Source organism: Selenomonadales bacterium 4137-cl, from assembly GCA_032334055.1.
Taxonomy (GTDB): Bacteria; Bacillota; Negativicutes; order Sporomusales; family UBA7701; genus Anaeroselena; species Anaeroselena agilis.
This window is the reverse complement of record JAUOZS010000001.1, coordinates 4,145,088-4,157,589: the sequence shown is the minus strand read 5'-3', so window position 1 is coordinate 4,157,589 and position 12,502 is coordinate 4,145,088. Positions and strand designations below refer to the sequence as shown.

Sequence of the window (12,502 nt, the reverse complement as noted above, 5' to 3'; positions counted from 1 at the left end):
TAACCGGTAATTTGTGGATTATTACCAAATTATGCGGTAAGTCGGAAAAAGCCGGAGCTTTCGCCCCGGCCAGATGCACTCGTTACTGCTTGACGGCTACGCCCATGGCCTTGTCGAGTTTGGCCTTGCTGGTGTTGTAGTCGTACAGTGCCTGGATATAGTTGGTCTTGGCCTGGGCCAGCGCGAGCTCGGCATCGATGACGTCAAGGTTGGTGCCGACGCCGGCGTTATAGCGGACCTGGGCGATTTTAAAGTCCTCGTCGGCTTTCGCAACCGCCACCTGGCTCGTTTCGATGCGCTTTTCCGATTCCTTCATGCTGAGATACGCCTGGCGCACTTCTAAGGAAACGCTGTCCTTTGTCTGGCGATACTGTTCGTTGGCCTTGACAACGCCGGCCTCCGCTTCCTTGACCTTGGAAAGTGTTAGGTTTGTATCGAACAGTGTCAGCGAAGTCGTCAGATACACCGACCAGTTTCTATTCTTACTGCCGGGGAATTTGCTGTCGGTCCAGTTGTTGGCGCCGCTAAGCGTAACAGTCGGCAGGAAACCGCTGCGGGCCACCTTGACGGTTTCCTGGGCGCCCTTCAGGGCGTAATCGGCCTGAAGAACATCCGGACGGTACTGCATCGCGAAGTTGATCCCATCCGCCAGGGTCAGCTTTGATTGCTCGTACTTCATCTCTTCCTTAAGCTTTATCTCGGTGTCGAGGGGCAGCCCGACAACGTTGTTAAGGCTTGCCATGGCAAGATCGAAGTCGTTTTGAGCTGTTATCAGGCTCTGCTGGGCGTTGGCCAGCTCGACCTCGGACCTGAGCACGTCCGACTTGGCGACCGTGCCTACCTCATACTGTGCTTGGACGTTACGCAGATGGGCTGTCAGGTTGTCCACCGACTCCTGCTTGACCTGCAGTAGGTTGCGGGTCTGCAGCATTTTGAAATAGGCGTTGGTCACATCCAGCTTGAGCTGCTGCTTGGTCTTGGCAAGCCCCAGGTCGGCTGCCTTGAAGTCGTATTCCGCCTTGCCGATGGCGCCGTCGACCCTTCCGCCGCTATAAATCGGCAGTGACAGGCTGACGGTGTTGTCGAAATCGTTGACCGGCGAGGGGTTGGGCACCAACGTAGACGGTGCCGCTTTGGCGCGAGCGTCCTTGTGGCTGTAGCTGAGGGTCGGCCCCTGCCCTGCCTGGGCCTCCCGCACCGCCCACGAATACTTATCCCTGTCGGCCTCGGCGATCTTCATCGTCGGATTGTTCCTGAGTGCCAAGGCGATGCTCTCTTCAAGCGTAAGCTCCGTCGGCGCGGCAGAAGCTACGGCGCTCATCAGCATCAAGCCTCCGGCCACCAGCGCCAAAGTCTTCTTTCCCAGTTTCCGATGCGTCATGGTTACTCCTCCTGACCGTATGTAGCTGCGGCGGCAACCGCAGTCCCGGTTTCCTTTTGTTAGGCGATTGACTGGTTAGTCAGTTCCAATTCTCATTATAGTGTTTTAAACAGGGGCGTGTCAACAGAAAATCTAGAAGGTGTGGCGCAGTCCCACGTAGGTGTTCTGGCTGGGCTGCTTGTTGAGGCTGTCGGTCTGGCCGACGATGAAGGTGTGGGGCGCAATCTCATATTGGGTGCGCAATTTGACCCGCACATCATTGGGGTCGTATACGTCAAGCGAGAGGCGCAGTTGTTTGCCCAGCCTGGTGTCCGCCCCGATCCCCGCCTTGCCCTCGACGATGCCTGCGCGGGCGGCGAAATTGGCGTCGCCCTTGCCAATCTGGAAATTGGTTTTCTGGTTATCGCCTATTCCGCTCACTCCGATGACGGCGAAATCGCTCGGCGATGTGTTGATACGGACGTCGGCGTTGCTTCTGTACTTGTCGGTATGGCCGTTACGCAGCACTTCGAAACCGGTCTCGACACTGACGTTTTCGATCTTGGTAAGCATCTTGTTGGCTTTCTCGCTGACCGAACGCGCGTTACGAAGCGTTTCCTTGATATTTTTAGCCGTTTCCGGGTCGGTCACGAGGTCTTCCACCGACGCGGCGATCTTTTCCACCCGTACGCTGGCCTTCTTGAGGTTCTGGATGGTTTCCTTGAGGTCCTTGGCCGTCTGGCCCTTGTTGTCGACGGCGGCCACCATTGCATCGACCCTCGCGGTCACGTTCTTCAGGTTGGCGGATACCTCCCGCAGGTTGCCGACCATGGTGTTTACGTCCTGCTCGTTATTGCGGGCCATCCTCGCCAGGGAGGCGCTGAACTCGTTGAGACGCTCGGTTATCTCGCGGGCGTTGAGGGCGGTGGTCTTCATGGCCGCCTTGACTTTATCGTCGCCGAGCACTTCGTTGAGAGATTGAATGAGTTTCTGGAGATCGACGAGCGTCTTGTCGGCCGAACTCACAAGTTGATCGAGTCCGCGGGGGTCCTCGCCGGCCACGGTGGCGCCGGGCTGTAAATAGCCCGATGTCTTCCGCGGCGGCACGATGTTGACGAACTTTTCCCCCAGCAGCCCGTCGGTGCCGATGGTAAACTTCGAGCCTGCGGGGATTTTGACGCCCGGATTGATCCTGAGCTGCACCTCCACTCCCCCGTCACCGGCGCGCACGCCGGTGACCCTGCCGACATCCACGCCGGCGTAGCGGACGACGTTACCCTCTTTGAGGCCGCCGACCTCGCTGAACACTGCCTGGACCGGATAACCCTTTTCGCCGAACGAAATGCCGCCGAGATAGACGATCATATAACCCAGCAGCAGCAGACCGATCAAAGATATTGCGCCCACTCTGGCCTCGGTGCTAAGATTCACTTCTTCTCGACCTCCTTTTGGCGAATTCGCCGGGTTTGGCCCAGCCATGGATAAATTGCTGCACGATGGGGTTGGACGATTTCTTAATCTCGCTGACCGTACCGATTTCGATTATCCGGCCGTCGTATATCATGGCGATCCGGTCGGCGATGTTGAAGGCGCTTGACATATGGTGGGTGACGACAACCGAGGTCACGTTCAGAACGCGGCGGGTGCTGCATATCAGGCGGTCGATGGTCGTCGACATTATCGGATCTAGCCCGGCTGTTGGCTCGTCGTACAGCACGATTTGCGGATTAATGGCGATCGCCCGGGCGAGGCTGACGCGTTTTTTCATGCCCCCCGACAGTTCGCTGGGCATGACGCTCTCCTGGCCGTTGAGGCCTACCATCCTCAGCCGTCGTCGCACCGTCCTGGCGATCTCCTCTTCGGACAGCGCGGTATGCTGCCGCAGACCGAACGCGACGTTTTCGCCCACCGTCATCGAGTCGAACAGGGCCGAGTATTGGAACACCATCCCCATATTGCGGCGGATGATGTTGAGTTCTTCCTCGCTGGCGCCGGAGATTTCCTGTCCGTCGATCCATATCTTGCCCGCCAGCGGCTTCAGCAGACCGATCATCAGACGCAGGATGGTGCTCTTGCCCGACCCGCTGGGCCCGATGATCACCATTATTTCGCCCTCGGCGATGTCCAGGCTGATATTGTCCAGCACCGGCCTGCCGCGGAACGCCATGCTTACGTTGTCGAGCTTAATCATGGCACACCCCTAGCGGTACAGTATCAGCGACAGGAAATAATTGCTGATAAAAATCAGGATCATCGAGGCGACCACCGAGCCTGTGGTGGCCTTACCCACCCCTTCGGCCCCCTCGGCGGTCGTCAGGCCTTTGTAGCAGCCGATGATGGCGATGATGGCGCCGAAGAACATGCTCTTGACAAGCCCGCCGGTCACGTCGTTGACCGCGGCGAATACCTTTATCGAGTGAAGAAAGGTAAAAGAATTGATGCCGGCGTACAGGGTCGCGACAAGATAGCCGCCGACCGTGCCGATCATGTCGGCGAAAATCACAAGGACGGGCAGCATCAGCACGCAGGCGATAAGCCGGGGGACTATCAGGTAGGCCACCGGGTTGGTCGCCATCACCCGCAGGGCGTCGATCTGTTCGGTCACCTTCATCGAGCCGATTTCGGCCGTGATGGCCGCTCCTACCCTGCCGGCAGCCACCACGCCCGTGAGTACCGGGGACAGCTCACGCCCCATTGCGATCGCCACTACCCCGCCGACCGAGGACTGGGCGCCATATTTGATAAATTCGTGGGCGATTTGGACCGTCATAACCATGCCGGTAAACAGCATGGTGAGGGCGACAATAGGCAGCGAGTCGACCCCTAGGTGAGCCATCTGGCGCAGAACCTGTCTCAGGTTGGGCGAGCGCCTCATGCTCGCGAGCGTTTGGCCGACCAGCAGCACTACCCGCCCGGTATGTTCAAGGATTTCGATCGCTTGTCGTCCTATCCGCTCCAGCAGGGTTATAAACATGGGTCGACCTCACATCGCCGGCGCCGCGAGGCTCTTGCCGGCGCAATTTATTCGGGCTGCGGACGGTACATTCTACGTACAGGCAGACTACTTTTAGACCAATTTCCTGCAACGGCATGGTTTGCGGCAACCGGCGATTCAGACCACGCCCGCGTTTCTTAAACTGTTTTTATATTCAATGCCATTCGCTTATTTCCCTGCTTACCGCCTGCCTTTGCCGGCGGGTATTTACTGGTTGCCGCCCCACCACGCAGGCTGTTTCACCCAGTCCGCCCCAGTCGGTCTTTTAGTTTTTACTGTTAATATTGTTATTACATTAATAACAATATTAACTACTCAAGGAGGCGTGTTCACGGGCGCCCGTGCCGAAACGCCGCTAATCCTATCCCCCTGCAGCCGCCGGCCCTCCTCCTTATCGCTACTGGCGGCGAGGCGTAATATACGGGCGGGCCCCAATAATCCCTTTTCGCTCTGTAGCCCGCAGGAGCCCCTTAAACAGGGAAAATCCCCCGGGGAATAAATCCGCCGGGGGACTGATTACCGAGCCTTATAAGGTCTGTTCCTGCTCGTCTTTTTGGGTAACCTTCCACTCGTAGAGCACCGCCTTGCCGGGGGGGATATCGCTCTTTTCCACGTTGACCAGCACTTGGGTATCGCTGTCGATTATATATTCGGTGCTGAGTGTGCTTTTGGGAGTCGGCTTTTTGAATCCTTCGGCTCCCTTGCCAAGTCGCAGCGCCTTCTGATTTTGGCCGGCTTCAGCGTTGGGCCTGGGGATGGGGTCAAGCTTCGTGGACGGCGCTTTCGAGGCCCCCATGCCGCCGAGCAGTTCGCCGGCCTCGCCGCTGAGCACTTCCACGACAATGTCGTTGTTACGGTCCCGCTCGGCCAATTCCTTGATCATGTCGTCGAAGGTCTTGGTCTTGAGCTTGCCGAAGGTCTGGAGCAATTCTTCCTCTCCTTGCTGGCGCTTGGCCAGCAGCTCGATTAGGGGAACCATGCCGCCGCCGCGGACCTCGAGGGTCAACGGGCCGGGCTGCTGGTTCCTGGGAATGGTGAAGGGGACCTTGACCGTTATCATCTCTCCCCGGTACGGTTTGAGACTGACCGCAATCTCGATCTTTTCCCCCGGCTTGGCCGAGGCGACGTTGGAGCGCGCTTCCATGATGGTGGCGGTGCGCCGCTCGGGGTCAACCGTAGCGTCTACCTGCACGTCGATGACGTCGACCGCCTGGAACTGATTGGCGGCCAGGAGGGCCATGAGCTCGTACAGTTCGCTGATCGCCATCTCGCCGATGTTGGCCGGGCTGTAAAACATGTTTTCGCGCTTGAACACATCGCCCGGCATGTTGCGGGCGGAAATCTCGAAGGTGATTTTCGCCGTGCCGGCGCCGACCCGGTCGGCCGTCTTCTCAAGGATGCTCAACACCGAAGCGGCAGTCAGTATGGGGAAAAGCTGCTCGTCCTGAACCACCTGGATGATGGCGTCACGCGATGTGCCTAACGCCCGGTCGGTGACGTTTACCCTCAACGGAACGACGCTGGGATATACACCCAGTTGTCCGGCGATACCGGCGCCCCGGTCCTGATCCACTATCCCCACCGCCGGGCCGATGGCGCCAACTTTGAAGGAATTCTCCAGACCTTTAACGGTCGTGAAAACATACGCGTTCGTTAGGAAGTACCCGGTGTTGCCCTTCTTCAGGAAGGGGTGGCCGAAAGCCAGTATCTTGTTGCCGTCGGTATAGGTGACCGTCCCCATCGCTCCCAGGCTTACGTCGCCGCGGACAAGCTGCACGCCCACCGCGCTGCCCGGCTCAAGGGGGGCGTACTCCGTGCCTTCGGGTGATTCACCGACCGCATACGGCGTCAGGTTAAGAGGCCGGAGCTTATCGGTGAGGAAAGCCAGAGCCCGCTCGCCGAACCCGGCAGCCATGAGCGGCGTCACTTTGTCTTTCAAGTCTTGTCCCGATTTATCCACGCCGTCTTTAGCCGGCGGCTTACGGTCGTCGGGTTGTTTTTCCTCCGGCTTATCGCCGGACTCGGGTTCCGGTTCGACTAACTTTATTTGCTCCACCTCGGGAACGCGGGGTTTGGGGGCAGGCAGTTCCCACAGTTTCAGCATATCGGCAATCGGCGTCACCATGCCGATCTTATGATCGGTGAACGACCAGCCATAGGCGATTGCGCCGACCAGTCGGCCGCCTATGTATACCGGGCTGCCGCTCATCCCCTGTGCAATGCCGCCGGTGCGGTCGATGAGATCGCCGTATGTGCGGACAAGAATCAGGTCGCCGGATGGACCCTTATTCTTCATAATCCCTAGGACTTCGATGCCGAATTCTTCTATATCGGTCCCGGACACCACCGTCCTGGCGATGCCCTGCATGCCGGCGCGGACTTCCTCCAGCGGCATGGTCTCGGGCGCGGCCGCGGCCACTGCCGCCGGGAGCGTCAGCAGCATGGCCAGCAGCGCTACCCGGCATAACCTGAACACGAACGCCATTCAATCAATCCTTTCCCTATTTACGAGGCTCGATTCTCACCAGTACGTCGCCGGTGCGGATCGTGTCGCCAGGTTTCACCAGCACTTCCTTTACTTTCCCGTCAATATTCGCCCTGACGGCGATCGCGGGACCGGCGAGGCCTTCGACCCTTACCAGGACGTCACCCTCGCGCACGCCGGCGCCGGGCACGGCCAAGCCATCGGCCAACACGCGGCCCGACAGCACGCCTTTCTGGTCGACAAGCGGGCCGGCCGCCATCGCCCAGGCCGCTACCGCCAAAACCAATACCACCGTTAGAGCGGCTACACTTTTGGGTCGGAACATTTCTCCCCACCTCCGTTTCTTATTAACCATTATACATTATAACCGCTATTTCGCAAGGCTGCCGGGAACGATCGCCAGACCGTCCGCCACCTTGCGCTCGCGGCCGTCCGAGGGGCGGTTGACGACCTTGTCGTAGATGACCATTTGGCTGGAACCGCCGCCGTCGAGGTTCATGGCATCCACCGCTCCCAGCTCCTGCATAAACAGGGCCAACTCAAGCAGGGTCAGGCCGGAGCTTGCGGCGTGGCGGCCGTCGACCACCACCAGGAGAAGCTGCCCGTCCTTGGTCAGACCGATGGCAGTGCGGGGGGCGCGGCCGCCGGCGACGTCGCTGCCGAATTCCTCCGTTTTGGTCGTAAGGTAAATGCTGCCATCCTTAATCAGCATCGGTCCGGCGCCGAGGGCGTGGACGGCGGCGTCCCATTCCCGCCCGAGGCTCTGGCTGACAGTGACTTTGTCGCCCACCTTCAGGCCGGCGAGTTCTTTGGCGGCCACCCCGTGGGCCGACAGGACCGTGCAACCGTCCTCGATCGATGTGTTGCCCTGGCCGATGGCGGTAACCACGCCGTCCTGATTCAGCACGTATTCGGCGCCATAGGCGTTGGTACCCGTAGACGGTCCGAAGTAGCCGGTGTACAGGATGAGTTCATCGTCGCCGCGGCTGCGATTGACGCCGTTGAGTTCGGCCCGCCCGCCGGGAAATTCGACATAGCCCTGCCAGTTGACCTGGTCGAAGGCTATCCGGCCGTCGGGAAAAATCCCCACCGCCGTCCGCGCAATGTTGGGCGAGCTGACGATTTCGCCGTTGATCTTAAGCAGGCCGATAATCTCGCCGTTCAGCGCGAAGTAAGAACCGTTAACGGCCGCAATCGCCTTCGCGCCCGCGCTCATGGACGCCAGCGTCTCCAAGCCCGCCACCGCCCCGTTGGACAGAACCGGCTGCAGAGCCAACCCGGCCCTGGGGTCGATCAGGAGGATATGCGCCTGGATCGGCCCGGAGGGCTGGCTCCGCTGCCAGAAAGTATACTTAATTCCCGGTCTTATCTGCTCCTCTTTCTTCTGGTCATAGTTTTTAAACAGATCCACTACGAGGCGCGCCGGCTTGGCAAGCTTGAAAACCTTGTAACCCACCATCATGTTGAGGTTGATGGCCAGCCTCACCTGGCCGGGCCCGATGTCCTGGATTTCCACCGCGGCCACGAAAGGGTCGTTGAGCGCGGTCTTGAGAAGAGCGCCTTTGGCGGCAGCAGCCGGCATATCGATGAGGAGGCGGAGCGGGTCCTTTTCCAGCGTAACGTTGAAATCCGGCACGGCAGTCATGTCGAAAACCACCCGTACCTTCTCCTGCGTCTGATGGAAGCGGACTTTCTGAACGGCTGGCGGCGCAGCCTGGGCAAGAGCCAAAGCCGCCACTATCCATGCAGCCAGTAGAAGGCAGATGCTGCGTCGAAACTTCGTCAAATCCTTCCCTCCTCTTGATGGTAAAAAGCCAAGCACTAACGGGGTGCCTGGCCTTTGTTGTCGATTACCGCGTCTTTGGGGCTGAGCTGGCGGTAGAGCATATCAGCCAGGCCAACTCCTCCGGATTGCGCCATATTTTTGGTGAGCTCGCTGTCGAGGAGCGAGCGCATGATGTCTTCCTGGGAACTGTTGCCTACAAGACCGCCTTTCGGCACCGCTTTGCGCATCTCTTTCAGCAGGAGGTTTAGGAAGACGGCTTCCATCTCGGTGCAGGCCGCCTTAAGCTTGGCGTCCTCCTTGGCATCCCGCCCGGTGGGCGCTTTTGCCCCCGCGGCGTCTGCCGGTCCTTTGATTTGCATGTCCCTCACCGCCTATATGAGTTGTAGCTCGGCGTGAAGCGCGCCGGCCGCCTTGATGGCCTGGAGGATGGAAATCACGTCGCGGGGGGTGGCGCCCACCGCGTTGAGGGCACTGACGAGGTCGCTGACGTTGGCCGTCGCCGGAAGGACTATGAGCGGCGCCTGCTGCTCCTTGGCGTCGACCGACTTGTTCTGGGTAACCACCGTCGATCCGCCCGAAAAGGGTGGCGGCTGGGAAACTTCGGTCGATGAGGAAACGCGCACGGTAAGCCCGCCCTGAGCCACGGCTACGGTGTCGATCGTGACATTGCCGCCCATTACGACGGTGCCCGTCCGCTCGTTGACAACGACCTTGGCGGCGCTGTCCGGAGTGACCGGCAGTTCTTCCAGGGCGGCGATAAAGCCGACCAGGTTGCCGGTGTATTCGAGCGGGACGAATACCGATACCGAGCCTGCGTCGCTGGCTCTTGAAATCGGGCCGAAGCGGCGGTCGACAGCCTCTGAAATGCGGCTGGCGGTGGTAAAGTCAGGCTTGTTGAGGACGAAGACAACGCTGCCGCCGGCTTCGAACTGGGTGGGAACGTCGCGTTCGACGATTGCGCCGCCGGGGATTGTACCGACGGTGGGGAAGTTTTTCTGCTGGCTGGCACCCCCGCCGCCGGCGGAAAAACCGCCGACCGACAATGGGCCCTGACCGACCGCATAGACCGCACCGTTGGCGGCTTTGAGCGGAGTCTGCAGCAGCGTGCCGCCCTGGAGGCTCTTGGCGTCGCCCAGGGAGGAAACAGTTATGTCGATGGTATCGCCCGGCTTGATGAACGGCGGCAGTTGCGCCGTCACCATCACCGCCCCCACGTTTTTGGGCTTAAGCTGGGAGGTGGAAATGGTGATACCGAAGTTTTTCAGCATGTTGACGATCGACTGGACGGTAAAGGTGCTCTTGTCGGAGTCGCCCGTGCCGGCCAGGCCGACGACCAGACCGTAGCCGACGAGCTGGTTGCTGCGCACCCCCTGAAGCTTGGCAACGTCCTTGATGCGGGGCCCGTAGGCCAGGGCCGGAGCGGCGCTCGCGGCCAGCAGCATCGTTATCAGGCTGAAGACGATCAATCTGCGCATCACATTATCCCTTCCCGGTCAGAACAGGAAATTAAATATCTGGGTGAGGATTCCCTGCCGCTGCTTGTTGGCGATCGGCCCCTTGCCGTCGATCTTGAGCTGGGCGTTGGCTACGTTGTACGACATCACGGAGTTGTCGACGCTGACGTCCTCGGGGCGCACCTCGCCGGTGATGGTTATCTTCTGCTCCTCGCCGTTTTGCTTGATGCTCTGCGTCCCGGACACCTCAAGGTTGCCGTTCGGCTTGACCCCCGTCACCTGGACGGTGATCCGGCCGGTTACGGAGTTGCTGTTGGTAATCTTGCCTTCAGCTTTGAAGCTGTCGCTGCCGCTGGTGCCGGCGTTATCAATCCATTTAAACACTCCGGTGCCGGCGGTCGCTTTGGTGCTGGCGGACTTTGAGTTGGCAGCGTTGCCGGTGCGGCTGGCGACGGACGACTCGCTGATGATGATCGTCAGACTGTCGCCGACAGCGCGGGCCTTGCGGTCGCCGAACAGGCTGTTCTGCTCGCTCCACAGCGAGGCGGCCTCAGCCGGCGGCTGCAGCGGAGCCAGCAGCGCGCTCGCCAGGACGACCGACAGAATTATTGCCTTTATGTAAATATTCGACATCACGGTTGCTTCACCTTCCACCGTAAATTATTACCTGGACGGTATTCGGGTCAACCACCCGGGCGCTTAGAATCCGCTTGGAAGTAACATTCTGTACCCGGATCGCCTCGCCCTCGCGACCGTCCTGCATCGCCCGGCCGCCAGCGGTTATGATCATGCCGCCTGCCTTCGCTACAATGATTACCGCCGCGCCCCGCCTGACCATCACCGGCTTGTCCACGGCCGCCTCTGTCAGCGGCGTGCCCGCGGTTATCGGGCGGCGGGCGGCAAGACCGACGACTTTGCCGATGTCGGTGATGTAGCCGGCCATCCTGCCGATCTCGCGGCGCTCGGTGCGGACGCAGTCGGGCGTTATCTCCTCACGGGCTGCGATGTTGCGCGCCGCCACCACCACCTGCTGAAAGGCCTTGACGTTGAAACGGAGGCTTACGGTCGTAAACGTCCGTCCGTCGACGCTGATAGCGGTCACCGCTGTGGTGGGGGCGTTGAAGCGGATGCCGGCCGGAAACTCCGCCTTGATGTCGACGCTGCCGAGGGGCGCCATGACGTCGGACGTCGCGCCGACCGGCGCTATCGCGAGTTCTATATCGCCGTCCGCCGTCGCCAGCTGGGCCCGCAGGGCTTCGGTAGCCACGGCCAGCAGTCTGTCGCCGCCGACCGTTTGGGCGGCGGTGGTCACGACAATCGTCGGCGGCACAAGCCAGTTGATTTCGCTCAGATCGGCGCCTGAGCCGGCCAACCGCGCGCCCAGCGCGTCGCTGGTCAGGGCCAGGCGGTGTCCGGGCGAGGGGGCGTCGCCGAGCTTGATGGCTGCGAGCGCCTTGACTCTTTCCTTGTCGTCGCCGGTAATGGTCGCCAGATCGCCGAGGGTCATTAGCGGGCCGGCAACGGTGGCCTCGGCGTTCACCGCGACCGTTACCGGGGCCGCCCACGCGGGTGCGGCGTAAAAACACAGAATCGCCAGCATCACCAGGATTCTACCCACGGCTTTCACCTAGCGCTTGAGGCCGGCAGCCACTTCAAGCATCGAGTCGCATGTCGTGATCGCCTTGGAGTTCATCTGGTACGCCCGTTCGGCGACGATCATGTTGACCATCTCTTCGACAACCTGAACATTGGACATTTCGAGGTATTTCTGCACCAGTGTGCCGGCGCCTTCCGCCCCCGGGATGTTGTCGACCGGCGCCCCGGAGGCCGCCGTTTCCTTGAGCAGGTTGCGGCCGACGCTCTCCAGGCCGGCGGGATTGATGAAGCGGGAGAGCTGGATCTGGCCGAGGTCCTGGGCGTTGGTCTGATTGGGGATCTTGGCCGACACACGGCCGTCGGAGGAAATCGTGATTTCGGTGGTGCCCTCGGGGATTGTAATAAGCGGTTCGAGCGGGTAGCCTTCGGAGGTTACCACCCTGCCGGCGCTGTCCATCTTGAAGGCGCCGTCCCTGGTGTAATTGATCGTACCGTCAGGCATCGTTATCCTGAAGAAGCCGTCGCCTTCGATGGCGACATCCAGCTGATTGCCGGTGTTCTGAAAGTTACCCATGGTATAGATTTTCTGCGTCGCCACCTGGCGGACGCCGCTGCCGACCTGGATGCCTGTCGGCAGCTGTGTGTCGGGACCGGTCGCAGCCCCCGCCTGGCGGATAGTCTGGTACATCAGGTCCTGGAAATCGGTGCGGCTTTTCTTGAAGCCGGTGGTATTGACGTTCGCCAGGTTGTTGGAAATAACGTCAATATTGGCCTGCTGGGCTACCATGCCCGTGCCGGCCGTCCATAACGCTCGCATCATATAGAT

At 60.3% G+C, this 12,502-nt stretch carries 12 protein-coding genes; all 12 read right to left on the bottom strand.

Going from position 1 to position 12,502, the window contains the following annotated elements; all coding sequences use genetic code 11:
* Positions 1-82: 82 nt before the first annotated feature.
* Positions 83-1,381: a TolC family protein gene (locus tag Q4T40_21325; protein ID MDT8903779.1), complete on the bottom strand. Its 1,299-nt coding sequence runs from the start codon at positions 1,379-1,381 to the stop codon at positions 83-85.
* A gap of 132 nt (positions 1,382-1,513) precedes the next feature.
* The gene (locus tag Q4T40_21320; protein MDT8903778.1) at positions 1,514-2,791 is read right to left on the bottom strand and encodes an MlaD family protein; all 1,278 of its coding nucleotides are present in this window, start codon (positions 2,789-2,791) and stop codon (positions 1,514-1,516) included.
* Positions 2,781-3,551, bottom strand: a complete 771-nt coding sequence (locus Q4T40_21315) for an ABC transporter ATP-binding protein (GenBank protein ID MDT8903777.1) — start codon at positions 3,549-3,551, stop codon at positions 2,781-2,783. The genes Q4T40_21320 and Q4T40_21315 overlap by 11 nt, the downstream gene beginning before the upstream one ends.
* A gap of 9 nt (positions 3,552-3,560) precedes the next feature.
* Positions 3,561-4,334 carry an ABC transporter permease gene (locus Q4T40_21310; protein MDT8903776.1) on the bottom strand — a complete coding sequence of 258 codons (774 nt, stop codon included), beginning with the start codon at positions 4,332-4,334 and terminating at the stop codon, positions 3,561-3,563.
* Between the two features lie 547 nt (positions 4,335-4,881).
* On the bottom strand, positions 4,882-6,840 hold the full coding sequence (locus Q4T40_21305; protein ID MDT8903775.1) for a SpoIVB peptidase S55 domain-containing protein: 1,959 nt from the start codon (positions 6,838-6,840) through the stop codon (positions 4,882-4,884).
* Positions 6,841-6,856: 16 nt separating this feature from the next.
* A complete protein-coding gene (locus Q4T40_21300; protein MDT8903774.1) occupies positions 6,857-7,165 on the bottom strand; it encodes a biotin/lipoyl-binding protein in 309 nt (102 codons plus the stop codon).
* A gap of 45 nt (positions 7,166-7,210) precedes the next feature.
* A complete protein-coding gene (locus Q4T40_21295; protein MDT8903773.1) occupies positions 7,211-8,626 on the bottom strand; it encodes a phosphodiester glycosidase family protein in 1,416 nt (471 codons plus the stop codon).
* A gap of 35 nt (positions 8,627-8,661) precedes the next feature.
* Positions 8,662-8,985, bottom strand: coding sequence for a rod-binding protein (locus tag Q4T40_21290; protein ID MDT8903772.1), 324 nt, complete (start codon positions 8,983-8,985; stop codon positions 8,662-8,664).
* A 12-nt stretch (positions 8,986-8,997) separates the two neighbouring features.
* Positions 8,998-10,101, bottom strand: coding sequence for a flagellar basal body P-ring protein FlgI (locus Q4T40_21285; GenBank protein ID MDT8903771.1), 1,104 nt, complete (start codon positions 10,099-10,101; stop codon positions 8,998-9,000).
* Positions 10,102-10,119: 18 nt separating this feature from the next.
* Complete coding sequence (locus tag Q4T40_21280; GenBank protein MDT8903770.1) at positions 10,120-10,713, bottom strand: flagellar basal body L-ring protein FlgH; 594 nt, start codon at positions 10,711-10,713, stop codon at positions 10,120-10,122.
* Between the two features lie 10 nt (positions 10,714-10,723).
* Entirely contained in the window at positions 10,724-11,698 is a 975-nt protein-coding gene (gene flgA, locus Q4T40_21275; protein MDT8903769.1) for a flagellar basal body P-ring formation chaperone FlgA, read from the bottom strand.
* Positions 11,699-11,707: 9 nt separating this feature from the next.
* The gene (gene flgG, locus Q4T40_21270; protein ID MDT8903768.1) at positions 11,708-12,496 is read right to left on the bottom strand and encodes a flagellar basal-body rod protein FlgG; all 789 of its coding nucleotides are present in this window, start codon (positions 12,494-12,496) and stop codon (positions 11,708-11,710) included.
* Positions 12,497-12,502: the final 6 nt, after the last annotated feature.